Origin of the sequence: Flavobacterium sp. RNTU_13 (assembly GCF_046614455.1) — a bacterium.
Classification (GTDB): domain Bacteria; phylum Bacteroidota; class Bacteroidia; order Flavobacteriales; family Flavobacteriaceae; genus Flavobacterium.
The window spans coordinates 731,073-756,065 of record NZ_JBKJHB010000001.1; the positions used below are offsets into that span (position 1 = coordinate 731,073).

The following is a 24,993-nucleotide window of genomic DNA, read 5'->3' on the forward strand; positions in this document are numbered from 1 at the left end:
GCTGATGTTTTTAATAATCAGCAAAAATAACGATAATTTCTTTGCGTGCTTAAAAAAGCAGATTTTCATGTGGAGTTAAAAACAAAATACCCTGCCTTTCGGCAGGGTATTCCAAATATGATTTTGAAGCCTTTGTTGATTATTTTTTAACCACAAGGAATTCACTACGCCTGTTTTGTGCGTGTTGTTCTTCTGTACATTCTGTACATTGAACTTTAGGCTCGCTTTCGCCGTAACCCTGACCAGAGATACGATCTTTAGAGATGCCCCTTGAAATCACGTACTGTACTGTACTCTTAGCCCTGCGGTTAGACAGGTTCATGTTGTACTGGTCACTACCACGGCTATCGGTGTGTGATTTAACCATGATTACAAGATCCGGGAATTTCTTCATTGTCTCAACTACTTTGTCTAGCTCAAAAGCACCTTCTTTAGTAATGTTGCTCTTGTTGTATTCAAAGTAAATATCGTTAAGTACAATTTGTTCCTCTGGTTTTTCAACCGGTTTAAGCTTAGCATCCACTTTTACTTCTCCACCCGGAGTTTTCTCTATAGGGAATGCATTACCTTCATAACCTTCGGCTGAAGCCTGGATGGTGTATGCCCTGTCGCAGTCTATACCGTATTCTACAGTACCGTCTGTACCGGCAGTACGCCTTTCAATAACGTTACCTTTTTCATCTAGTATTGCTACAGCAGCACCAGGTATTACAGCACCGGTTTTAATATCTGTAACTACAACCAATGCCTCAACAGCACATAGTGGTTTAGCCTCGTATATTTTGTCAAAGCCATCACGGTTACTAGAAAAATATCCTAGTTTTTTATCCAGGTTGTACGTAAATGCAAAGTCATCTTTGTTTGTGTTTACAGGAGCACCAAGGTTTTGTGCTTCTGCACCAGATTTTTTAAGATCAATTACGTAAACATCAAGAGAACCGAAACCTTTTTTACCATCTGTAGAGAAGTATAGTTTACCATCATCAGCAATAAAAGGGAAGTTTTCTTTACCTTCAGTGTTTACTTTAGGACCAAGGTTAACCGGCTGGCCGTAGCTGTTTTTTCCTGTGATTTCCACTTTCCAGATATCGCTGCTTCCGCCCATAGAACCTTCCCTGTCTGAAGCAAAGTACAGCCATTTGCCATCTTTACTTACCGAAGGGTTACCTGTACTCCACTTTTTATTGTTAAACGGTAGTTCGGTAATATTTTCCCACCTTCCGTTTACTTTAGTAGCCTTGTAAAGGTATAACTGGCCTTGTTTGATTTTCTTTTCTTTGTCTTTTATGTACTCTTTTTCGTTAAAGCTCTCGCTGGTAAAGTACATAGTGTTGCCATCTGCAGTAATAGCCACAGGGCCATCATGCCATCTTGAGTTAACGTCTGTTACAGGAATCGGCTCGCTGTATGTGCCATTTGCATTGTAAGTAGACTGGTAAATATCAAGGTAAGGCTCTTCGTTAACACCATATTTTTTACGGGCAGTATTACGTGCACTTGTAAAATAGAATGTATTATCGCTAGCTAAAACGCCACCAAACGAACCATACTTTTTATCGTTAATGTCTAGCACCTTTTCATTGAAAAGTTTTGCCTGCTTACGAAGTGTAGGTAGGTAATTTGGATCTTTTTTAAACTCTACAGCACGCTGATCTGACGGTGCAAGAGAAGCAAACTTTTGCATCTGCGCATTAGCTTCCTCATACTTGCCTTCTGCCTTTAGCATTTGGGCGTATTTGTAATATGTTTCAGCATCCTGCGGTTTTTTAACCACCTCGGCAAACCATTTAACGGCTTCCTTAGTATTGTACATGTTATAGTAGCTTTCTGCAAGCTGCTTTTGTACATACGGGTCTTTTTTATCCAGCTTAAGGTATTCCTGGGCTGCATCTACATACTCAAGACGGTCAAACAGTTTGTCTGCATCTTTAGTAGCATCGCTCTGCGCCATTACTGAACCTGTCGCCAGCATAAAACCAAGTGTAATATATAGATTTCTCATGGTATCTTTCTTTTTTTATGTAGCTATTAGGTTAGAAGTAACGTGGTGAACGAGATACTTTTTTCGGGAAATTCAGGTCGAAAAGAAGCATAAATTCGTGAGACGCAGGAGTAGTTACTTTAAGATCGCTAACAATGCGGTCATAAGCATAACCTATCCTTATGTTAGGAGTAATGGCGTAGTTAACCATACCACCCCAGCTATCGTCTAGCCTGTATGTAGCACCAATTTCAAATTTCTCGAAGAAAAGCGCGTTTAATGAACCGTCTATTGAAGGATCTACACCAAAAGCCGATTTTACCATAAACGATGGCTTTAGTTTAAAGTCGTCATTTATCTGGAATACGTAACCCCCGGTAAGGAAATAGTGCGATACTTCTGAACCAAATTTATAATCGGTACCATTCTGAGTAAGATCAAGGTGTTTGCTCTTAAGCATGTTTGGCACAGAGAATGACAAATACCAGTTATCATTGTAATAGAAGATACCGGTACCTACATTAAAGTACGCATTGTTTATGTTTTCGGCAAATGCAGGGTCGTTAAGATCTGGTATATATTCACCGTACCTAATCTGATCAAAAAGACCTACTTTGTGGAACGTGGCACCTGCTTTAAGACCAAATGCAAGCCTATTAGAACCGCCAAGTTTTACAGTATAGCTAAAGTCTCCATAAACGTTAGTTTCGTTTACAGGACCTATTTTGTCTGTAATGGCTGAGAAACCAAGACCTACGTTTTTACCCGCAGGAGAGTGTATAGACAATGTACCTGTACTAGGTGCTCCGTCTACATCTACCCACTGTTTGCGGTAAAGCAAACCTACTGCAAGGTTTTCTTTACTACCAGCATAAGCCGGGTTAATCACGTTCATGTTATACATGTACTGGGTGTAGTGCGGATCTTGCTGGGCATGTGCCCCCATTAATCCTCCCAATGCAACTAATGCCGCCAGGTATAGTTTTTTCATTATTCTGTGGTTTTCTTTATTAAAGGTTATTGTGGCTTTATCCCTGTTTAACCTAACAGGCGGTAAATATGCAAAATTTTAATCTAAAAAAAGATGTTTTAAAAAATTTTAATAATAACACCTCAAAAAGTTAAAATTAAAACTTCTTTGCAACTGCCAGCCTGTGGGTAAGGTGTGCCTCCTACCTATTTGGCAGGAAGCACATTACCACATAATTTATTTATTTTACTCCTCTGTTTACATAGATCCAACCGGTACGGTTTTCTCCGTTTGAACGTACAAAGGTATAGAAGTAAGTACCTGTAGGCAAATCTTCGTTAGAAGATGTTTGTCCGTGCCACTGATCAGTATACTGTCCTTCAAACTTATAAACTTCTTTTCCGTAACGGTTAAAGATAACCAGCTTGCGTACATCTAAACCTGTTAAAACAAAATTGTCATTTAGTCCATCAGAACCGTCTGGCGAAATACCACGCTGTACATTACACATAGTAGTAACTACGTTTACAGGCAGTGTTGCGGCACAGGCAGCACCTGATTTAGGATTTACAGTTACCACATAGTCTCCAGATTTAGTAACAACTACTGTTTCTGTATTACCTACGTTTTCTGTAGCTCCTGCTGAGTTCGTGTAGGTCCAAACGATATCTACGTTATCCACGCTGTATATTGGGTCTGAATCCAGCACTACCTGTAGTTGGTATTTATTATCTACACAGCCTTGTGTTGTAGTAATTACCGGCTGAGCGGTTATTATTACATTTACAGGAGTACTTACTATTTCAAGACAATCGCTTGTAGCTGCTATAGTATTAATTATAGTGTAAGCACCAGGCTGGCTGTTAGCAACATCTATTACACCGGTAGCGGCATTAATGCTAAGCCCAGCAGGAGTACTAGTGAACTGGCCCGCTGCACCCGCAAGAGCAGGAGACACAGTAGTTGTTGTTGTCTTACAGTAAGCAGCTTCACTGTAGCTGAAATCTGCTACCGGAGCATTAGTAATAGTAACTGTTATAGGGGTAGATGCTACAGTTTGACCCGCACATCCGTCTGTACCTATTACAGTATTTGTTACTATATACACACCAGGCTGGCTGGCAGATGGGTCTATACTACCTGAAGTAGCGTTTATAGAAAGACCCGCATGGTCTACGGTAAATGTCCCTTTTACAGCATCAGTTGCCATTGCAGGCGCTATAGAAGCTGTACCCGGAGCATTACATCTCTGAACTACAGGATACGTAAACTCAGCTATTGGCAGCTTAGTAATGATAATGTTTACAGGAGCTGAAACAACTGCTGCACATCCGCCAGAGGCAGGAACGGTATAAATTACATCATACGTACCGGCAGCATTAACGCCAAGATCAATTTCACCGCTAACAGGGTTTATAATAAGCCCGTTTGAAGCAGTATATGTACCGCCCGCGTTGTTAGATCCGCTCAGTGTAGGCAGTATAGAACCACCATTAGAACAGAATGCTGTACCACCGTAGGTAATTGTAGCCACCGGAAGCGGTGTTATAGTTACAGTAACCGATGGAGCATCAAAGCCTAAACAAGGCGCTGTGGCCGGTACTGCATACGTAATTGTATACGCAACACCCGCTGTGCTTGTAAGGGTATTAATAGCACCTGTTGCAGGATCAATATCAAGACCCGCAGGAGTGGCCCTAAATGTACCGCCTGTTGTACCTGTTATCTGAGGTGCTGCAATAGTACCTGCATCAGAACAGTAAGTAGCAGCAGAGTAAGCAATGGTTGTTGCAGGATCTGGAGCTGCTACTATGGTTACCGTAGTATCTGCCGTACGGAATTCACCGCATGGACCAGAAGCCGGCACTACATAGTTTACGATATAAACGCCCGCAACGCTTGCAGCAAGATCAATCTCGCCGGTAGCAGGATTTATACTTAAATCAGGAGAGTTAGCCACATATGTACCACCTGTTAAAGTAGCAGGAATAAGACTTGGCATAGCTGTGCCTGCATTAGAACAGTAAGGCGTACCGGCATAAGATAAAGTACCGGTAAGTGGTTCTATAATTTCTATAGTAGCATCTGGTACTATAGGAGCAGGGCAACTACCTGTACCTGGTAGTACGTAACTTACAGTATAAATACCCGCAGGAGTTAATCCAAGATCTACAGTACCGTTTGCATCTATAACAAGATTGGTATCTGTTGATGAAAATATACCTCCGGAAGCACCCATAATGTTAACCGGAGCAGTAGTACCTGCAACCCTACAGAACGGACCTCCGTAAGAAATCGTAGTAGGCGTAATATCTATAATTTGTACATCGTCCTCTGCGATTACAGCCGGACATGTGGCTGTTGCAGGAATGGTGTAAGTAATGTGGTAGCTACCCGGAGTACTTGTTGCAGGTGTAATTTCACCTGTTACAGGATCAAGAGTAAGACCAACTTCAGGTGTAACAGTATATGTACCTGCAGTACCACCTATTTGCACCAGGTTTGAAGGCGAAGCAGGGTCTGTAGGGCAGTAAGCCGCAGCATAACCTAATGTTGCTGATGTTAGCGTTACATCTATTTGCAGTGGCACCAGTGTTTTACAATCTGGCATTGCCGTGTCTGTAATTACAGCATACAAGGTAGTGTTAGCCGTATTGTAAGGCTGAGTTACGTCTATTGCATTTATGTTATTGTTAGCATCAGCAATAGAAGCATATAAACCTACAAAAGAATACTTGGTAGGATCCAGCGTACCCAGGAAGTTTATATTAACGTTAGCATCGCCTGTTGTACCAGTACTACAAGCTGTAATAACATCGTAGGTAGGCGCTGTGTAAGGGTTACTTATAGCTATAGTAACAGTATCTGTTACAGGAGTAGCGCTAGAAGGCACCGGCATGGTAACGGTTACGGTATACACATGGCTGCCTGTATCTGTTATTGATATAGTTTGCGAACTAGCCGTAGTACCTACAACAGTTGGCGTATATGGCTGACCGTCTTGTAACCAAGTATAGGTGTATACCTGAGTAACACCCGGGTTATCTACCCTTGCAGTAAGGTTATAAGAAGTGGCATTACACAGGTACTTGTTTGTACCAAGTTCTACCACAGGATCACAACTTAAGCTAGGCCCAGAGATTTGGTTAATAACATAGCTACCATTCTGACGACTATAGTTTGTTACAAGCAGGGCAAAAACCTGACCTGGAGCACCTGAAAAATCAACCTGCTCAGTATTGGATGCAGAGTAACTACAATCTAACATATAAGATGTATTTGGCGGAGTACCTAAACGTGCACATGCATCTAACTTACTTGTAAAAGGACCAAATAATGCAAAATCAACATCTAAAGCAGCACCAGTACTAGATGTTTGAACCAGACTTAAAGACACTGTACCGGCATCATTAAGCCTTACGTAATACCATTGAGGAAATGGCGTACTAAATAAACATCCAACAGTTCCGTAACCGTCTTCTTGCTCTATAGGCTCCGTGGCATTTGACTGAGGTGCTGCTAATACACCGGCACAAATTGGACGTGCATCACCTACTGATACCTGAGGACCTACAATTTCAAATTGGTTCCAGTTACTGAAACTAATACCATCGGCACACACGGCTCTCACCCAGCCTGTGTACGAAACTCCAGGTGCCAGAGGGCTTTCAAAAGTATAGTTAGGCACAGTTACAGTAGTACCGGTAGTAGGCGCCGGGGTAGTTGTAGGCTGTACTACAACCTGCCATTGCGAAATATCTCCTGGATCTGTCCAAGTAAAATTAACACCTTCAGAAGTTAGACAGTTTATAGCAATACCTTCCGGCCTAACGCAGTTAGGAGCAACACAGTTTGTTATATTTGAGTAAATTATCCTGTTATTATTCGTATTAGATGGTTTTGTAAAAATTACCTCACCAACTATATTTTTTACAGTAAGACCTATTTCAGTCAAAGATGTACCTCCGGTGTTCCAGAAAACATCAAAAGGAGCGTTAGCACACAATGGCACTTGTACTGCCAAAGGCCCTGCACCATTAGGTAAACTTAAAGTTGCTACAATAGTACCGTTTTGTCTTACAGACATTGTACTACCTTGCCATCCATCACTACCAGAATCGGTTAGCGTAAACGTATAACTACACTGATTTGCTAATGGACATAGACCTGTTTTAAAGGTAACTGGTCCTGTGATCAAGCTATTGTTACCCGGGCCACAAATTGCTCTAACGTATACTTTGTATGACGTACCGGGAGTTAAGCCAGGTGCAGTGTAAGATGGTGTACCGTTTACAATAACACCAACTGATGTTGCTGTAGGCGCTGGACTTGCTTCAGGCAATACAAATACTTCCCATTGGGTAGCAGTACCTGCTTCAACCCATGTAATGTTAGCTGAAATATCTTCTATGGTTCCGACGGCTAGGTTTGTTGGTTGCACACAGGTGATAACTTTAAACTCTAAGTTATCTATGGCAGCAGGAGGGTTAGACCCTAAACTACCATTGTTTACCCATTCAAATATAAACCTGCGTGTAGTACCCGCATAAGCAGTAACATCTATTACTTCTGCTCTGTTTGTCCATGTGCCTCTACCAGTTAGGTTACCACTGTGGTTAATGTTATTAGTAGAAACAGGAACCTGAGTACCCGCCACCGGTGTATACGTAAGCGGAGTACTTAGAAGACGAACACGGTCATTGTTGGTTTCACCATCGTTTCTCCAATCATAAGTTACAGATATCTGTGTAGTTCCGGCAGGAATGCTAATATCACGGTAAGCATGTACCGTAGACGTTGCAGTAGTTGTGTAAGCATTTGAAGCTCCATTGTCATTAGTAATATATAATGAATGTGTAGCACTATTACTTACAGCAGTACCGTAGAACCACTTGTTAGCCTGAGATCCGTTTGTTAGTGTCCATGTTAGCGGACCTTCAAAGTCTTCTGTGTAGGTAAGTGAAGCCGGCACCTGTAGAGTGGTAAAAGAAGCAGGTCCAGTCCAGAAACTTTTATCAGAATCACTACATACAGCTCTTACATATACATTATATACAACGCCAGGAGACAGGGTTGTAGGTGTATAAGCTGCAGTACCTGTTACCAGTGTACCTACTGTAGCTTCTGTAGGAGCAGGCTCTGTTACCGGAACCACATACACTTCCCACTGGGTAGCAAGTGCTGCCTCAGTCCATGTAATATCGGCTGAGTTTGTAGTAGGGTTTGCGGCAGCAACAGCCGTAGGCTGTGTACAGGTAACCCTCTTAAACTGTATGTTATCTATAGCTGCAGGAGGGTTTACACCTACTGAGTTAGCGTTATTTCTCCATTCAAAATCAAACCTCCTTACGGTACCTGCATACGCAGACACATCTACAAGGTACCTGGCGCTTGTCCAGTTAGCATTGTTTAGCAGACCTGCAGTAGGCGTAATTGGTACGTTATCAGCACTCGCTGTTGATATAGATGCCCCGGCTACAGGATTAACTGTAACAGGAATGTTGAAAACACGCAAACGGTCATTTGAGGCCTCACCTACGTTTCTCCAATCAAAGCTTATTGCCATAATTGTTGTTCCTGCAGGTATAAGAACATCTCTATAAACGTGTACTGCTGACGCAGTAGAGTTTGTGTACGCGTTAGACACACCATTATCATTTGTAATGTAAAGAGAGTGCGTAGCGCTATTACTTACTGCAGTTCCGTAGAACCATTTATTAGGCTGAGAGCCATTTACCATAGTCCAGGTAAACGGACCTTCAAAATTGTCGTCATATGTAACTGTTGCCGGTGACTGAAGGGTAGCAAAGTTATACGGTGCAGACCACGGACTTGTAGACGCACCACTGTTACAAATTGCCCTTACATAATAATTGTAAGTGGTACTTGGGCTAAGATCGTTACGTGTAACACTGTTACCTGTTACAGGTATACCTACAGTAGCATCTGTAGGTGCAGCCTCTGTAAACGGAACAATGTAGTACTCATACGTAATTGTAGGAAGAGCGGTCCATGTTAAAGTAGCGTCAGTTAAACTAATACCATTTGCCGTAAGCCCGGTTGGGCTTAAACATGCTGGGGTTGTACAGTTAACATTTCCTGTAAATAAAGATGAAGCCTGAGCACCTGTGCCGGCAGGCTTAGTAAACAACACCTGGTCAAAATTATTTTTTACAGTAACCCCTACTTGCTCAGGATTGTTACCACCGTTGTTCCAGTATAATTCAAACGGAATACCGTTACATAGCGTCACTACCCTTGTAACAGGCGTTGTGCCTCCGGTAGTAAGGGTTAGGCTGGCTACCTCAATACCGTTTTGTCTTACAGACATGGTATTTCCCTGCCAACCGTTATTACCAGTGTCGGTTAATTCAAAGTTGTAGTTACATGTAGCTGAAGGAAGACACACCGGTGTGGTAAATTCAATGGGGCCTGTCCAGAAACTCTTATCTGTAGGACCACATACAGCCCTTACATACACTCTGTATTTTACACCTAAGTTTAATGTAGGTATAGTATAAGATGTACTGTTTACAATAGTACCTGTAGAAGCTGCTGTAGGGGCAGGATCTGTAACCGGAGCTACAAATACTTCCCACTGTGTTGCTGTAGAAGCCTCTGTCCATGTAACATCAGCAGTAGCATTAGTAGCGCTTGCAGCAACAACATTAGCCACAGCAAGGTTTGTAGGCTGAGGACATGTTACAAGTGTAAAGTCTACATTATCTACAGCTGCCGGAGGCGAAGTACCGTTGTTGTTGTTATTTGCCCACTCAAAAATAAATCGCCTTGTAGTCCCTGCATAAGCAGAAACGTTTATAAAATATCTTTGATTAGTAGTCCATGTGCCATTTAAAGAAAGGTCTACTCCGGGAACGTTAACATTTCCACTTACTGCAGTAGTTTGTGTACCTGCTACGGGAGTATAGGTTACTGGTGTATTCCAAACGCGCAAACGGTCGTTATTTGCCTCACCCTGACATCTCCAGTCAAAGCTTAACGCCATTACGGCAGCACCCGGAGGTATTATAACATCGCGATAAGCATGAACAACAGAAGCGGTCATGTTATCGTATCCGTTTGATACACCGTTGTTACCAGAAATATAAAGTGAGTGTGTAGGACTTGTAGAAACAGCAGTGCCCACATACCATTTGTTAGCTTGGTTGCCGTTAACTAAGGTAAAACCAAAGTCAGACGATTCAAAATCCGTGTTCCAGTTAAGTGTGGCAGGAACCTGTAAAGTGGTAAAAGTTATTGGTCCGGCCCATTCACTGTTATTGCCGTCAGGCTGACATTTTGAACGAACATAAACATCATAAGTAGTGGTTGACAAAAGGCTTGTAACAACTGCTGTGGTAGCGTTTGTTACTGTCTGGCCTCCTGTTTCTGTAGGAGCCTGGCCTGTTGGCACAACCTGTACCTGATAGGTACCCGCGTTAGAAGCGTCAGTCCAGGCCACTGTTGCGCCAGTTCCTGTAATGTTAGGAACAGTAACAGCAGTAGGAGTAGAACATAGTGTTACTACACTTACGTCGTCTACTAACCAGCGATCGCCATTGTCACCGCGCATTACAAAAGCCAGGTGTACAGACTGACCAGCGTAGCTAGACGGTATGTTTACACGTTTTAAGGTGTACTCTGTTTGAACAGGGTTAATTTCAAGTTCTGTCCAGCTGGCTAGTTCTGTAAACGATGCCATGTTAGCAGGATCAGTACCAATGAATACCTTGTAAATTGTGCCTTGGTCACCGTTTACATACAGTCTCGACCAAAAATTTAGCTGTCCGGCTGATGGCATTGTAATTGCAGGAGTAATAAGCCAGTCGTCGGTAAACGTTCCATCGGCAACGTTCTCGTTCTGCATGTAAGCAGCCGAGTTTCCGGTGTGAGCGGGAAGGTTTACATTACTGGTTACTTGCGCCCAGGACCGTGCAGGACCGGCTGCGTTGATTATCGACCACCCTGCAGGTCCCGAACCAGGAGTCCAGGCACCTTCAAATCCTTCGGGGCCAAACTGTGCAAAGCCCATAAAAGATAGCAGAAAGGCGAAAATCACAAAAGTAATTTTCTTCATAGTTTTTAGTTTAGGTAAAATTTAATTTCCAAATTTATAAAAATATAACATATACTTAACGCGTTGGCTAAATTTAACAAATTTTTTCAATGGTTTATGTGATTTTCTTATAATGCCCTTTATAAGGGCTTAATTTCGTACTTTTGTAAATATTTATAACATTACTACATGCTCGAAAAAGAAGTAATAAATTTTGAAAAAACCGTAATTGCAGGTATCATAACGCAAGAGCAGAATGAAGAAAAGCTAAATGAGTATCTGGATGAACTCGAGTTTCTTACGTTTACGGCCGGCGGTGAGGTAATAAAGCGATTCAGCCAGCGCATGGATAAACCTAACCCTAAAACTTTTTTAGGGACCGGTAAAATAGACGAAATACACCTTTACATAAAAGAAAACGATGTTAAGACCGTAATTTTTGACGACGAGCTTACCCCGGCACAACAAAAAAACTTAAACAAAATCCTGGATTGTAAAGTGCTTGACCGTACTAACCTTATCCTGGACATCTTTGCACAGCGCGCCGAAACGTCTTACGCCCGTACGCAGGTAGAACTGGCGCAGTGCCAATACCTGCTGCCAAGGCTAAGTGGTATGTGGACCCACCTTGAACGTCAGCGTGGTGGTATAGGGATGCGCGGGCCCGGTGAAACGGAGATTGAAACAGACCGCCGTATTGTACGCGATCGTATAGCATTGCTCAAGGAAAAAATCAGGACCATAGACCGACAAATGGGCATACAACGCAGCAACCGCGGCGCTATGGTACGCGTAGCTCTGGTGGGTTATACTAACGTAGGGAAAAGTACCCTTATGAATGTAATAAGTAAAAGCGAGGTGTTTGTAGAAAACAAATTGTTTGCTACACTAGACACTACCGTGCGCAAGGTGGTAATTAAAAACCTGCCGTTCCTGTTGTCTGACACGGTAGGGTTTATACGTAAACTACCTACCCAACTGGTAGAATCATTTAAAAGTACGCTTGACGAAGTGCGTGAGGCCGACCTGCTGCTGCACGTAGTAGATATTTCGCATCCTGATTTTGAAGACCATATAGCATCGGTAAATCAAATTTTGCAGGACATAAAGAGCAATGACAAGCCTACCATAATGGTGTTTAACAAAATAGACGCCTATAAGCCACTTGTTATTGACGAAGACGACCTGGTTACCGAAAAAACAAGACGACACTTTTCTTTAGAAGAATGGCAGGAAACCTGGATGAACAACGTGGGCGAAAAGAACGCCCTGTTTATATCAGCTACCAACAAAGAAAACTTTGAGGAATTTAGGGAAAAGGTTTACGAAGCTGTAAGGGAAATCCACATTACGCGTTTTCCGTATAATAAATTCCTTTACCCTGACTACAAAGAAAATTTTTCGGAAGAAAAAGAATAACCACACTCGCAGTAAAAATGGATACGGGCAAAAAACTCAGGATAGTTGTCATTTCAGGATCTGGGCTTGTACTTACTGTATTATTTTTACTGCTTTTTTATTTGTTTCAGTCCACAAACAACACTCCCCAATGCGGCACCAAAATAATGCCGCTCTTCTGCGGAACAAAGAACATTCCTGAATATGCACAAACCGGCAGGGATATCTTTAATAGTAATTGCGCAGCCTGCCATAAAATAAACAGCACATATAACCCCATAAACCTCAACGGACCGTTAGCTGACAGTATTTATTTTAATAGGTTTATTTCTGAACAAAACACCTTAAAGAAACACAATAAGCAACTTATAAAGCACGTGGGCAAAAATAAATTCTATATGCATTTGTTTAAGTTAAGCCCCCAAGAAAGTGCAGCACTCTACAGCTACGTAGCCTATTTTGTAAAAGAGTAATTTTCACAGAAAAAAAATTATTTAATTTTTAAAAGTGAATGAACATTCACTTATATTTGCGTCGGTAAATATAAATGAATGCGCACACGTAATACTGATAAACAAGACCTTGTAAAAGAAACCGCTATAAGCCTCCTGGCAAAACAGGGGTTTGAAGGCTTTAGTATGAACAAGCTGGCAAAGGCCTGTGGCATATCGGTAGCTACGCTATATATTTACTATGCAGATAAAGACGACCTGATTAAACAAATCGGTTTAGAAATGGGGCGTGAGTTTTTCGGAAGCGCGCTGAAAGACTTTAGCCCCGAAATGCCTTTTGCCGAGGGCTTACGCCTGCAATGGAAAAACATGTTAAATTACGGCACTAAAAACCTCTTAAATGTAAAGTGCTGGGAAGCCATTCGCCACTCGCCACATAATGAGTATGTATTGCAAAACAGCTATACCCAGTTTAAGGAAACACTTACGCTTTTTAGGGAAAACGCTATTAAACGCGGCGAACTCACAAATTTGCCGTTTGAAGTATTCTGGAGCATAGCCTATGGCCCGCTGTACACTCTGATGCGTTTTCAGCAGGAGAAGAAAAGCCTCGGCGACCGCCCGTTTAAGCTAACCCCCGAAATGACCGAAGCAGCATTTGAAGCTGTTATAAAAGCACTTACACCTACCAAATAAAGAGTTCAATCATCAATCATCACAATCACACATCACAAAAAAACGAACAGTACATGAAAACCAAATCAAACGACAACCCTCTTTCAGGCTATCAAAAGCTGGTTATTTTTATACTGGCCATGACCCAGTTTACGGTAATCCTTGATTTTATGGTAATGTCGCCACTGGGCACCATACTTACCAAGTCTATGCATATGACCCAGAGCCAGTTTGGGCTGGCGGTATCGGCATACGCCTTTAGCGCCGGTATATCGGGCTTGTTAGCCGCAGGCTTTGCCGATAAATTCGACCGAAAAAAGCTCCTTATCTTTTTCTATGCCGGGTTTATAATCGGAACATTTTTCTGCGGAATAGCAAACACCTTTGTAACACTGGTAGCTGCCCGTATTTTTACCGGCATTTTCGGAGGGGTAATAGGCTCTATAACTTTTGCTATTGTAACCGACCTTTTTGCACTAAACCAGCGCGGCCGGGTAATGAGCTTTATGCAAATGGGCTTTGGCGCAAGCCAGGTATTAGGTATACCCATTGGCCTAACCGCTGCCGAGTATCTGGACTGGCATGCGCCGTTTCTGGGTATTGTAGTAGTAGCCGGTATTATTATGGCACTCATAGCCTTTAAAATGAAGCCGGTAGACGAGCACCTTAAAATAAAACAAGACAAATCGCCCCTACTCCACCTATGGCATACGGTAGCCAAAAAAGATTACAGAGTGGGATTTACCGCTACTGCCCTGCTTTCTATAGGCGGATTTATGATGATGCCCTACAGTAGTACCTTTGTAACTAACAACATAGGCATTCCATCGGCTCAGTTGCCTATAATTTACTTCATTGCCGGAATATTTACGCTTATCATTATGCCGATAATGGGTATTGTAAGTGATAAGGTAGATAAGTTTAAGATATTTACAGCAGGCTGCCTATGGATGATAGCCATAGTTATAGTATACACCCACCTGGGCGTTTCGCCTTTATGGCTGGTAATAACAGTTAATGTACTTATGATGATTGGCATCATGGGGCGCATGGTGCCCAGTACGGCTATGGTTTCGGGTGTACCCGAAATGCAGGACAGGGGTGCTTTTATGAGCATCAACTCCTCGTTACAACAAATATCTGGTGGGGTGGCCGCTGCCATAGGCGGATGGATTGTATACCAGGAAAACGAAAACAGTCCACTGCAACACTTTGATACCCTGGGCTATGTAGTGGGCGCTATAACACTAATAAGCATAGCATTAATGTACAGGGTTTACCTTATGATAAAATCTAAACCCGATGCTACCCCAAAACCACATAACCCTATTGACGAAATAGGCGTTGCGGAACAATAGACAAGCTATTAAGAATAACAAAGCCCTTTGAAGTTTGTGTTCAAAGGGCTTTGTTATTTATATGGTAGTAAACACTTTACACAGTGCTTATCTTCAACAAATTAATTAAAAACCGTAATTAGCCGCTACCCCAAATACCTGCCTTATCTGGAAACCCCTGTAGGCATTATCATCATATATGGTTTGGAACTGAAGGTTTGTGGTAAGATAACGGTTTATCTTCATAACAATATTCAGTTGGTAGTCAATATCCACATTCTGAGGATCTTCAAGGTAATTTGAGTAGAGGTTAAGTATGTTTTCAAAAGTAACATTTGCTATAACATCGAGCTTGTAATACATACTGGCATTAAAACCAAGCTCATAGCGCATGCTTTGCCCCTCCTTCACCCCGAAGTACGCTTCGTTTGGCAAGGTAAAGTTTTTATCTACAAACGTAAATTTACTGGTAGCAGGCGAAATATTAATCTTAAAATTCTCGTCGCGTACGTACTGCATACCCGGACCTACCAGTAAGTAAGCGGGCGACATAAAGTTAGTGTATCGCGTACGGATTTCAGCACCGTTATCGTCTTTACCGTAGTTATACCCTTTTGTAAATTGCGTGCGGAAGTTTAAAAACGCTGTATAGTTCCAGCGGTCAGACGCCTTTTTACCCACAACCGAGTTATAATACAGCCGGTCGTCGGTTTTCTTGGCAAAAGAACTTGTACGTGTTTTTACAATACCGTAACTGGCAATAACCTTGTTATCCCAGCTCCAGTCGCCTTTTTTATAATTGAAATCATAGTTAAAGCCCAGCGTACCCGATATGTTGTTTTCGCCACCGGCCACCCAGTTTTCAAAGGTACTTTGGTTAAACAGCAATGAGGCATTACCTTTCTTGGTCCACGGGCCTATAGTATCGTTATCGGCTTTCGCCGGATTATCGCCCTGTGCTGAGGCTATACCGCAAAACAGCAGCGTGGCGCCAAATAGAAGCAGTTTTTTCATGGTTTTAAAGGGTTTGTTACAAATATACCCCATAAGGGTACAGGGAATTTAAAACTTACGTTAAAAAAGCTATTTGCGCTTGTAAAGCGGCACTGATGAGCAGGCCTCGCCAAACATAATGCTTTTTGCCACGGGCTGCAGCTTTTGGGTTGCCATTACATACGCTTCCTGAGGCACCGGCTTACGCGAGCAGCCTTTAATAATCACAGGTTTATCTGTATACTGGATATAGTCCAGGCCGTTTAATATTTCCTGGTAAATAAGGGTATTTAACTGTGCCACACTGCCCTGCACCACTTTTTTAGCCACCGGTAAAAGGTAGGTAGTAACCAGCATATATGCCCATGCAGGCACTATAGCATCGGTACTGCAAAAAACAGCTACATACGTACCAGTGTACTGGCTCCAGTCATGATTTTTTAAGGCTTCGCGAAAATCTTTTTCACGCAACACAAACCCTTCCCACAACCATCCGGAAATATCCAGGGCTACGCGCTCCCCTTCCGGGTAATAATCCTCAAGGTCAAAGACCTGTAGGGCGCTGTTTGAAACGCGGTTTACTATTTCGTCTTCAGCATTTATTTCTGGCTTCATACTTAACCTTTTTAAGTAGTGTTACACACCCACCCCGGCTTTCAGCCACCTATCCATAGGACAGGAATACCACTCTGATGTTCGGTTGCTATTATTTTCCTCCTCTGGAGGCGTGCCTGCAGGGCTGGGTGAATATACTATACGACTTTATGACTTTCGACTTTTAAAACTTTAAGACGCAATTATAGCATACCCAGCTCCAGCTTGGCTTCTTCGCTCATAAGGTCGCGTGTCCATGGCGGGTCGAAGGTAATTTCTACCTCTGCTGCCTGCACGCCGTCTATTTTCTTTATCTTTTCCTCTACCTCAAGCGGAAGGCTTTCAGCCACCGGGCAGTTTGGCGAGGTTAGTGTCATTAGTATTTTTACTTCGTTATCTGTGTTTACCATAACGTCGTATACTAATCCCAGTTCGTAAATGTCTACAGGGATTTCCGGGTCATAAATGGTTTTAAGCACCTTTACTATTTCTTCGCCCAGCTGGGCCGTATCAATTTCTTGTGTCATAGCTTGTATTAGTTTTTAGCACTGAAAGCCAGCGCATACATTTTAATCTGTTTAATCATGCTTACCAAACCGTTAGCACGCGTAGGCGAAAGATGCTCCTTCAGCCCTATTTCGTCTACAAAATTGGTGTCTGCCTCCAATATCTCAGCAGGTTTTTGCCCACTAAAAACACGAATCATAATGGCTATAAGGCCTTTTGTAAGTATGGCATCGCTATCTGCGGTAAAAACCACAGTGCCATCTTTTTCTTCGGCGTGAAGCCACACTTTGCTTTGGCAGCCTTTAATAATGTTATCGTCGGTTTTGTACTGCTCATCTATCAGCGGAAGCGATTTACCAAGGTCTATAACGTACTGGTAGCGCTCATCCCACTCATCAAACATCGAAAACTCGTCGATGATTTCATCTTGTATTTCTCTAATTTTCATCACTCTTTTTATATTTGGCGGCAAGCGCTACGATCAAATCCGTAAGCGGCTTTATTTCCTGCGGCGGAAAGCCGTTATCAAAATCGGCACTTTTAAACGTATTACCTTCTTTTACCACTGTAAGTGTTGCAATAGCGGCACCATCATAAAATCGTTTAGTGGTAGGCGACTTTAAATCGGCCATAGCTTCAGGCTTCACGGTTTTGTAAGCCTGTGTAAGCTGGTTCCATTCGGCTTCCGCCAAAACGGCTTTACTTGTTATATTCCGGTTACGCCCATCTATAAATGTAAGGGTATCCTTTTTAGCAATAACCTTATGGTACGCTCCGCGGGTAGTGGTTTCGTACTCAAACGAAACATTATTGGCAGCTGCCTCTGCGGCCTTTTTCTTAGAGCAGCAGCCGGTGGCCAGTACAAATACTGCGGCAAGCAGTGCAAAAATATTTTTCATGAATCTGTGTTTGCTTTACTGTAAAAATAGCAAAAAATAAGCCAGTAATTATCCCAACATCATCTGGGCTTTTTTAACGGCAGCTACCAGCGCGTCTATTTCCTCCTTAGTATTATAAAAAGCAAATGAAGCACGTATGGTACCGGGTATATTAAAATGCTCCATAACCGGCTGCGTACAGTGATGGCCTGTGCGCACGGCTATACCCATTTTGTCTACAATAGTACCCACGTCATACGGGTGTATACCGGCAAGGTTAAACGATATTACCGATGCTTTTTCTTTTGCTGTGCCTACAAACTGCATTCCCTCTATTTCGGCAAGCTTTTTATTACCGTATTGCAGCAGCTCGTGCTCGTAAGCAGCAATATTTTCAAAGCCCACTTGGTTAAGGTAATCTATAGCGGTACCCAGCACAATACCCCCGGCAATATGCGGCGTACCGGCTTCAAATTTATGCGGAAGCCCCGCGTAAGTAGTATGGGCAAAGGTAACCTCCTTAATCATTTCGCCACCACCCTGGTAAGGCGGTAGTTTTTCAAGCCAGGCTTCCTTACCGTACAAAACGCCCGTACCTGTAGGCCCACAGGCCTTGTGCCCACTGAATGCATAAAAATCAGCATCGAGCTCCTGCACATCTATTTTCATGTGCGGTACGGATTGAGCACCGTCTATAAGCACGGCAGCGCCCGCCGCATGCGCCTTCTCTATTATGTATTTTACAGGGTTTATAGTACCCAAAGAGTTACTTATATGATTAACCGCCACAATTTTTGTACGGCCCTGCGCCAGCAGGCTTTCAAAAGCCGGCAATATAAGGTCGCCATGCTCATCCATAGGTATAACCTGCAGATCTGCCCCGGTACGCTGGCAAAGCATTTGCCACGGCACTATGTTACTATGGTGCTCCATGGCCGAAACCATTACCGCATCGCCCTCTTTTAAAAACTGTGTAAACCCGCTTGCCACAAGGTTAATACCATGCGTGGTGCCGCTGGTAAAAAGTACTTCGTGGGCATGGGCGGCATTAAGATGTTTCTGTATGGTTTGGCGCGAAACCTCGTAAGCATCTGTTGCCAACTGGCTAAGGGTGTGCACACCACGGTGAATATTAGCATTTATGGTTGTGTAGTATTTACTTATGGCATCTATAACAACCTGTGGCTTTTGCGATGTAGCCCCATTATCAAAATAAACCAGCGGCTTACCGTTTACGGTTTGGTTAAGTATAGGGAAATCAGCACGTATGGCTTGTATATCAAACATTTGTGTATCTTGTTTTGTAGCTGCGTTCATGGCAGGGTGTATTTTGGCACAAAGTTACGTCAGGATTTTTAAAAAAGGGTGCTCATAACCACTAAAAAGCATCGCTATCTGTTTCCGTTCTAAATAAGATGCAGATTTAACAATTATTGCAATAAAAAAAGCCACCCGCTCAGGTGGCTTTAGTTGGTATTACCAAATTTTTACGCGCTTATCTGGCGCTACATATAATTTTTCTCCCGGCTTAATATCAAATGCCTGGTAGAACGAATCTATATTTTGCAGAGGTACATAGGCGCGGTACATACCTGGTGAGTGAGGATCTGTTTTTACTTGATTCTTTATGGCTTCATCGCGCATTTTTGTGCGCCATATGGTAGCCCAAGAGATAAAGAAACGCTGCTCCGGAGTATAACCGTCTATAAGGCCAGGGTTGCCTTTTTCTTTCAGGTATAACTGAAGCCCATCATAAGCGGCGTTTACACCACCAAGGTCGCCTATGTTTTCACCCAGGGTAAACTTACCGTCTACATGAATGCCTGGTAGTGGCTGTAGCGCGCTGTACTGGCCGGCAAGATCGCCTCCAAGGCCTGTAAATTGTTTAAGGTCTTCTTCGCTCCACCAGTCTACAAGGTTACCGTTAGCATCGTATCTTGCACCGCTATCGTCAAAACCATGCGATATTTCGTGGCCTATAACAGCGCCTATACCACCGTAGTTAACGGCTTCATCGGCACGGTAATCATAAAACGGCGGTTGCAGTATAGCCGCAGGGAATACAATTTCGTTATACGATGGGTTAAAGTATGCGTTTACAATTTGAGGCGCCATACCCCATTCGGTTTTATCAACAGGCTTGTTTAGCTTGGCTACATCTTCTTTCCAGCTCCATTTTGCAATGTTAACCGAGTTTGAAAAATAGCTTCCACCCATTTCAGGGCTTGCAATAGCAAGTGCAGAATAGTCTTTCCATTTATCTGGGTAGCCTATTTTAACGGTAAGATTATTTAATTTTTTTACCGCGTTCTCTTTAGTAGATTTGGCCATCCATGGCAGGTGGTTTATACGGTTTTCAAACGCAAGCATTACGTTTTTAATCATCGCCTGGGCCTTAGCCTTAGCTTCCGGCGGAAATTTTTTAGCAACATACAACTGGCCAAGTGCCTCACCCAAGGTACCATTAATCGTTTGCAGGGCGTTTTTATCACGCTTTTCCTCTTTCAGCGCACCACGAAGGGTTTTGCTGTAAAACTCCCAGTTAGCGGTTTCTATGCCGGTGGTTAACTTACCGGCAGAACGGCGCAGTTCGGCCCACTTAAGGTAGTCTTTCCAAGCCGCCACGTCTTTTTTCTTAAAAATAGCATCCAGTTCGGTCATGTATTTAGGCTGTGCTACAACAATGGTAGCGGGTTTACCCAGGCCAATAGCCGCAAAGTACGTATCCCAGTTTACGCTTGGCGAAAGCTTTTTAAGCTCGGCAAGGGTCATAGGGTTATAGGTAACGCGGTCATCGCGTAGGGCTACCCTGTCCAGCATAGGAGTGGCAAGTTCGGTTTCCAATTTCAGGATACGTTTAGCGGCAGCCGCTGCATCTTTTTCTGTATATCCTATGTACTTAAGCATACGCGCCACATGTTGCTCGTATTTTGCGCGCTTCTCTTTACTGTCGGCATCTTCACTGGTATAATAATCCCGGTCAGGAAGTCCCAGCCTTCCGGGCCCCAGCGTAATTACATTTTTGTTACTGTCTTTAGCATCAGCACCTATGTATACACCAAAGAAGCCTATACCGCCCTCTTTTTCCATTTCTGCCAAAAAGGCCGTTAGTGTTTTTACATCGGTAATCGCATCTATCTTTTTAAGATATGGCTTTAAAGGCGTAATTCCGGCTTTGTTACGTGCCACAGTATCCATAATGGTACGGTACATGGCAGCGGCTTTACCCTGATCGCTTTTCGGGTTAAGTTTTTTGTTTGCAGCGGCTTCTTTAAGTATGGCCAAAGCATCGTTATTGGTATTTTCACGAAGCTCGTCAAAACTCCCCCAACGGGTTTTATCGGCAGGTATTTGTGTAGCATCACTCCACTTACCGTTTACATACCTAAAAAAATCGTCGCCGGGCTTAACCGACTTATCCATGTATTGCAGGTTAATGCCGGGTTTTTGTTGTGCTGCGGCATTGTTGGTGCAAAGCGCCCCTCCTGCAAGAAGTACAGCAGCGGCAAGTTTTGCGTCAAAACGTAGTTTCATCTGTTTGTGTTTTTTCTAAGATTAGTACAAATATATACGATTCGGTTACACATAAACCGACACATTTGTTAATTCATGTTTTAGCTAGTTTCTAATACAGCGGCTATAAAAGGCTACATTCATTAGCAAAATCGCAGTATTGTAGCTATTTTTATTTCGTTTATACTCCATATAAATTAACACCTGTGTGGATTAACTAATGCCGCTTTCTTCGCTATCTTTGCATAAATTTTCTGCAAAATGCGTTCTATTCTAAAAAAATACCGACTGTTTATAGGGGTTATGGTGGTGCTTTCGGCAATAATCCTTTACTTTTTTTATAACGCGCTTACTCCAAAAAAATCGCTTAAAATATATAGCCCTGCCGATGTTAACCCGGAACTGGCAGACAGTAGTGTAACGGGTGTGGCACGCCACCACCGCATAGCGCCGTTTAGCTTTACGAACCAAAACGGAAAAACCATCACCCAGGAAGATTATAAAGGCAAAATATATGTGGCCGATTTCTTTTTTACCTCATGCCAAACCATTTGCCCTAAGATGACCAAAAACATGGGCTGGCTTCAGGATAAGATAAAACAAATGCCCGATGTAATGCTGCTTTCGCATTCTGTAACGCCAGATATAGACAGCGTACCCGTGCTACGCAAGTATGCCGATGAAAAAGGTGCCATTGACGGTAAGTGGAACCTTGTTACCGGTAGTAAAAAAGATATTTATTACATAGCGCGCAAAAGCTATCTTGCCGTAAAAACGGCAAACAGCAGCGAGTTGTATGACATGGTACATACCGAAAATTTTATCCTTGTAGATAAAAAAGGCCGCATAAGAGGTTTTTATGACGGTACTAATTTAAATAAGCCCACAGAAGACGGCGTTAAAAACGTATCGCAGCTTTTAGAGGACATTAAATGGTTACGCGAAAATGAATGATTATAAAGATTAATTGTTACTTTTGTAATCTAAATTTATTCTAAATAAAAGTTGAAAACAAATCTCGCGCAGCTTAAAAAAGGCCAAAAAGCCGTGATAACCGACTTTAACGTGGACGCCATTCCGCTTAAATTGCTGGAAATGGGCTGTCTTCCCGGTAACGAGGTTGAGCTGTTGCAAATAGCCCCGCTGGGCGACCCTATATACATTAACGTTAGCGACAGCCATGTAAGCATACGCAAAGAAACTGCTGCCGAAATAGACGTTATACTAATAACGGAGTAATTCTCATGGCCGGTAATACAATAAAGATAGCCCTGATAGGCAACCCTAACGTAGGAAAAACATCTGTGTTTAATCAGCTTACAGGGCTAAACCAGCAGGTAGGCAATTATCCGGGTATTACCGTAGAGCGCAAAAGCGGCGTTTGTAAACTTCCTAACCACATACGCGGAGAGGTAATAGACCTCCCAGGTACGTACAGCCTTAATGCCAGCTCTATGGATGAGAGCGTGGTTATAGAGCTGCTTATGAATAAAAACGATAAGGATTATCCGGACGTGGCCGTAGTGGTGGCTGATGTGGAAAACCTTAAGCGTAACCTGTTGCTTTTTACACAGATTAAAGACCTTGAAATCCCTACGATACTGGTTATTAACATGGCCGACCGTATGGAGAAAAAAGGAATTTCAATAGATATCCCTTATCTCGAAAATCATCTTAAAACCCGTATAGCCTTAGTAAGCACCCGGAAAGGTACGGGCATAGATCACCTTAAAGACCTGTTGCTTAACTACAACGGCCTAAGCACAGAACCCTGCCTTAACGCCAGCAGCATAGACCCTGAATATTTCGGGCGCCTGCGCAAGCAGTTCCCTAACCAGTTGCTGTACAAGCTGTGGCTGGTTATTACCCAGGATGTTAACTTCGGGAGGCTGGACCGTAAAGAGGTTCAGGGAACATCGGTAACAAAAAGCAAGTCAGACCTGAAGCGCATGCAGCAGCAGGAAACCATAAAGCGTTACCAGTTTATAAACAACGTACTTAAAGTAGGCCAAAAAATAGACACCGCCAAGGCTAACGACCTGCGGGCAAAGCTAGACAGGGTACTTACCCACAAAATATTCGGCTACGTTATCTTTTTCTTTATCCTTTTGTTGATTTTCCAGAGTATCTTCTCCTGGAGCGAGATACCTATGGATTTTATAGACGAAACGTTTGCCGCACTGGCAACCACGGTAAGCGAAAGCATGCCGCCCGGTAAGTTAACCGACCTGATTACCCAGGGAATTATTCCCGGTATAGGTGGGGTGGTTATTTTTATTCCGCAAATTGCATTCCTGTTCCTGTTTATAGCCGTACTGGAAGAAAGCGGCTACATGAGCCGCGTGGTGTTTCTTATGGATAAAATAATGAAACGCTTCGGGCTAAACGGAAAAAGCGTGGTGCCGCTAATATCTGGTACGGCGTGCGCCATCCCGGCCATAATGTCTGCACGGAACATAGAAAACTGGCGCGAACGCCTTATAACCATACTGGTTACCCCTTTTGTTACCTGTAGTGCCCGTTTACCTGTGTACACTATACTAATATCACTTATTATCCCTGAAAAATATGTGTTGGGTATTTTTAACCTGCAGGGACTTACCCTAATGTTATTGTACCTGCTGGGATTTGGCGGGGCTATCCTTGCCGCGTGGATTTTAAATAAAATACTGGAGCTTAAACACAAGAGCTTTTTTGTGGCCGAAATGCCCAACTATAAGCTGCCTATGTTTAAAAACGTAGCCATAACCGTAATAGAAAAAACCAAGGCGTTTGTATTTGGCGCAGGTAAAATAATATTGGCACTCTCTGTGGTAATATGGTTTTTAGGATCGCACGGGCCGGGTGACGATTTTAAAAATGCCGCAGACATTGTAAAAAAAGACGCTGTAGAACGCCAGGTAAATCCTGCGCACTGGGAAGACATGATAGCGGCCTACCAACTGGAGCATTCGTACATAGGTATTATGGGTAAAACCATAGAACCCGTAATACGCCCGCTGGGCTACGACTGGAAAATAGGCGTAGGTATTGTGTCATCTTTTGCCGCACGCGAAGTATTTGTAGGTACCCTTGCCACTATTTATAATATAGGCAGCAGTGCCGAAAGCGAAGACGAAGTAACCATCCGCCAAAGGATGGCTGAAGAAATAAATCCGGAGACGGGAGAAAAAGTATTCAATTTTGCAACCGGGGCATCATTATTGCTGTTTTATGCATTTGCCATGCAGTGCATAAGTACCCTAGCTATAACAAAGAAGGAAACTAATTCATGGAAGTGGCCTTTAATACAGCTTGTAGGCATGAGCGGATTTGCCTACGTTGTAGCGTTAATAGCTTATCAGTTTTTAAAATAATTTACAATGAACATTCAGGATATTATTGCCTACGGGCTCGTACTGATTTCGGTTGTTTTTTTGGTGAAAAAGTTTTTAATACCAAAGAAAAAAGCCGTTCCCTGTGGCGGAGACAGCTGTAAGTGCCACGATTAGCCAAAGTGCTTAAAACCGCGCTATAGGGCTGATTTATAACATATTTATTATTTAGAACGATTATAAAAAACCGCAATTTAACATCTTACCTGATGTTTGTTGCGGTTTTTTCTCGTGTTATTGCCTATATTTGCGATCCTGAACATTT

The 24,993-nt window shown here is 42.8% G+C and carries 17 protein-coding genes; 7 read left to right on the plus strand and 10 right to left on the minus strand.

The annotated features are described in order from the left end of the window. Nucleotides 1-139 precede the first annotated feature (139 nt). The 3 genes from ACLI08_RS03270 to ACLI08_RS03280 form a co-directional block, all read right to left on the minus strand. Entirely contained in the window at nt 140-2,002 is a 1,863-nt protein-coding gene (locus ACLI08_RS03270) for an OmpA family protein (RefSeq protein WP_411427025.1), read from the minus strand. Between the two features lie 31 nt (nt 2,003-2,033). Beyond that, nucleotides 2,034-2,972 carry a type IX secretion system membrane protein PorP/SprF gene (locus ACLI08_RS03275; RefSeq protein ID WP_411427026.1) on the minus strand — a complete coding sequence of 313 codons (939 nt, stop codon included), beginning with the start codon at nt 2,970-2,972 and terminating at the stop codon, nt 2,034-2,036. A 220-nt stretch (nt 2,973-3,192) separates the two neighbouring features. Next, on the minus strand, nt 3,193-11,028 hold the full coding sequence (locus ACLI08_RS03280; RefSeq protein ID WP_411427027.1) for a fibronectin type III domain-containing protein: 7,836 nt from the start codon (nt 11,026-11,028) through the stop codon (nt 3,193-3,195). 168 nt (nt 11,029-11,196) lie between these two features. On the opposite strand from ACLI08_RS03280, the gene hflX reads away from it, so the two are divergent. From hflX to ACLI08_RS03300, 4 genes are all read left to right on the plus strand, one after another. Beyond that, nucleotides 11,197-12,426 carry a GTPase HflX gene (gene hflX, locus ACLI08_RS03285; RefSeq protein WP_411427028.1) on the plus strand — a complete coding sequence of 410 codons (1,230 nt, stop codon included), beginning with the start codon at nt 11,197-11,199 and terminating at the stop codon, nt 12,424-12,426. Nucleotides 12,427-12,572: 146 nt separating this feature from the next. Beyond that, on the plus strand, nt 12,573-12,878 hold the full coding sequence (locus tag ACLI08_RS03290; RefSeq protein ID WP_411427029.1) for a c-type cytochrome: 306 nt from the start codon (nt 12,573-12,575) through the stop codon (nt 12,876-12,878). Between the two features lie 78 nt (nt 12,879-12,956). Further along, the gene (locus ACLI08_RS03295) at nt 12,957-13,553 is read left to right on the plus strand and encodes a TetR/AcrR family transcriptional regulator (protein ID WP_411427030.1); all 597 of its coding nucleotides are present in this window, start codon (nt 12,957-12,959) and stop codon (nt 13,551-13,553) included. A gap of 53 nt (nt 13,554-13,606) precedes the next feature. Next, entirely contained in the window at nt 13,607-14,890 is a 1,284-nt protein-coding gene (locus tag ACLI08_RS03300) for an MFS transporter (protein WP_411427031.1), read from the plus strand. A 105-nt stretch (nt 14,891-14,995) separates the two neighbouring features. Here ACLI08_RS03300 and ACLI08_RS03305 read toward each other — a convergent pair whose 3' ends face one another. From ACLI08_RS03305 to ACLI08_RS03335, 7 genes are all read right to left on the minus strand, one after another. Continuing rightward, nucleotides 14,996-15,883, minus strand: coding sequence for a DUF3078 domain-containing protein (locus ACLI08_RS03305; protein ID WP_411427032.1), 888 nt, complete (start codon nt 15,881-15,883; stop codon nt 14,996-14,998). A gap of 69 nt (nt 15,884-15,952) precedes the next feature. Then, the gene (locus ACLI08_RS03310; RefSeq protein WP_411427033.1) at nt 15,953-16,477 is read right to left on the minus strand and encodes a DUF2480 family protein; all 525 of its coding nucleotides are present in this window, start codon (nt 16,475-16,477) and stop codon (nt 15,953-15,955) included. 182 nt (nt 16,478-16,659) lie between these two features. Then, on the minus strand, nt 16,660-16,983 hold the full coding sequence (locus tag ACLI08_RS03315) for an SUF system Fe-S cluster assembly protein (RefSeq protein ID WP_411427034.1): 324 nt from the start codon (nt 16,981-16,983) through the stop codon (nt 16,660-16,662). A gap of 8 nt (nt 16,984-16,991) precedes the next feature. Then, on the minus strand, nt 16,992-17,411 hold the full coding sequence (locus ACLI08_RS03320) for a SufE family protein (protein WP_411427035.1): 420 nt from the start codon (nt 17,409-17,411) through the stop codon (nt 16,992-16,994). After that, on the minus strand, nt 17,401-17,862 hold the full coding sequence (locus ACLI08_RS03325) for a hypothetical protein (RefSeq protein ID WP_411427036.1): 462 nt from the start codon (nt 17,860-17,862) through the stop codon (nt 17,401-17,403). The genes ACLI08_RS03320 and ACLI08_RS03325 overlap by 11 nt, the downstream gene beginning before the upstream one ends. Before the next feature lie 48 nt (nt 17,863-17,910). Continuing rightward, complete coding sequence (locus ACLI08_RS03330; RefSeq protein WP_411427374.1) at nt 17,911-19,128, minus strand: aminotransferase class V-fold PLP-dependent enzyme; 1,218 nt, start codon at nt 19,126-19,128, stop codon at nt 17,911-17,913. A 189-nt stretch (nt 19,129-19,317) separates the two neighbouring features. After that, on the minus strand, nt 19,318-21,375 hold the full coding sequence (locus tag ACLI08_RS03335) for a M13 family metallopeptidase (protein ID WP_411427037.1): 2,058 nt from the start codon (nt 21,373-21,375) through the stop codon (nt 19,318-19,320). A gap of 240 nt (nt 21,376-21,615) precedes the next feature. On the opposite strand from ACLI08_RS03335, the gene ACLI08_RS03340 reads away from it, so the two are divergent. From ACLI08_RS03340 to feoB, 3 genes are read left to right on the plus strand one after another with little or no spacing between them, the layout of a single operon-like run. Beyond that, the gene (locus tag ACLI08_RS03340; protein ID WP_411427038.1) at nt 21,616-22,308 is read left to right on the plus strand and encodes an SCO family protein; all 693 of its coding nucleotides are present in this window, start codon (nt 21,616-21,618) and stop codon (nt 22,306-22,308) included. A gap of 51 nt (nt 22,309-22,359) precedes the next feature. Beyond that, the gene (locus ACLI08_RS03345) at nt 22,360-22,593 is read left to right on the plus strand and encodes a FeoA family protein (protein ID WP_411427039.1); all 234 of its coding nucleotides are present in this window, start codon (nt 22,360-22,362) and stop codon (nt 22,591-22,593) included. A 5-nt stretch (nt 22,594-22,598) separates the two neighbouring features. Next, nucleotides 22,599-24,710: a ferrous iron transport protein B gene (feoB, locus tag ACLI08_RS03350; protein WP_411427040.1), complete on the plus strand. Its 2,112-nt coding sequence runs from the start codon at nt 22,599-22,601 to the stop codon at nt 24,708-24,710. The last annotated feature ends 283 nt before the right edge of the window (nt 24,711-24,993 follow it).

What these genes read in the sequence shown, in the direction of transcription:
- ACLI08_RS03270 (WP_411427025.1), bottom strand. Translation starts at nt 2,002, where the DNA reads ATGAGAAATCTATATATTACACTTGGTTTTATGCTGGCGACAGGTTCA.
- ACLI08_RS03275 (WP_411427026.1), bottom strand. Translation starts at nt 2,972, where the DNA reads ATGAAAAAACTATACCTGGCGGCATTAGTTGCATTGGGAGGATTAATG.
- ACLI08_RS03280 (WP_411427027.1), bottom strand. Translation starts at nt 11,028, where the DNA reads ATGAAGAAAATTACTTTTGTGATTTTCGCCTTTCTGCTATCTTTTATG.
- hflX (WP_411427028.1), top strand. Translation starts at nt 11,197, where the DNA reads ATGCTCGAAAAAGAAGTAATAAATTTTGAAAAAACCGTAATTGCAGGT.
- ACLI08_RS03290 (WP_411427029.1), top strand. Translation starts at nt 12,573, where the DNA reads ATGCCGCTCTTCTGCGGAACAAAGAACATTCCTGAATATGCACAAACC.
- ACLI08_RS03295 (WP_411427030.1), top strand. Translation starts at nt 12,957, where the DNA reads ATGCGCACACGTAATACTGATAAACAAGACCTTGTAAAAGAAACCGCT.
- ACLI08_RS03300 (WP_411427031.1), top strand. Translation starts at nt 13,607, where the DNA reads ATGAAAACCAAATCAAACGACAACCCTCTTTCAGGCTATCAAAAGCTG.
- ACLI08_RS03305 (WP_411427032.1), bottom strand. Translation starts at nt 15,883, where the DNA reads ATGAAAAAACTGCTTCTATTTGGCGCCACGCTGCTGTTTTGCGGTATA.
- ACLI08_RS03310 (WP_411427033.1), bottom strand. Translation starts at nt 16,477, where the DNA reads ATGAAGCCAGAAATAAATGCTGAAGACGAAATAGTAAACCGCGTTTCA.
- ACLI08_RS03315 (WP_411427034.1), bottom strand. Translation starts at nt 16,983, where the DNA reads ATGACACAAGAAATTGATACGGCCCAGCTGGGCGAAGAAATAGTAAAG.
- ACLI08_RS03320 (WP_411427035.1), bottom strand. Translation starts at nt 17,411, where the DNA reads ATGAAAATTAGAGAAATACAAGATGAAATCATCGACGAGTTTTCGATG.
- ACLI08_RS03325 (WP_411427036.1), bottom strand. Translation starts at nt 17,862, where the DNA reads ATGAAAAATATTTTTGCACTGCTTGCCGCAGTATTTGTACTGGCCACC.
- ACLI08_RS03330 (WP_411427374.1), bottom strand. Translation starts at nt 19,128, where the DNA reads ATGTTTGATATACAAGCCATACGTGCTGATTTCCCTATACTTAACCAA.
- ACLI08_RS03335 (WP_411427037.1), bottom strand. Translation starts at nt 21,375, where the DNA reads ATGAAACTACGTTTTGACGCAAAACTTGCCGCTGCTGTACTTCTTGCA.
- ACLI08_RS03340 (WP_411427038.1), top strand. Translation starts at nt 21,616, where the DNA reads ATGCGTTCTATTCTAAAAAAATACCGACTGTTTATAGGGGTTATGGTG.
- feoB (WP_411427040.1), top strand. Translation starts at nt 22,599, where the DNA reads ATGGCCGGTAATACAATAAAGATAGCCCTGATAGGCAACCCTAACGTA.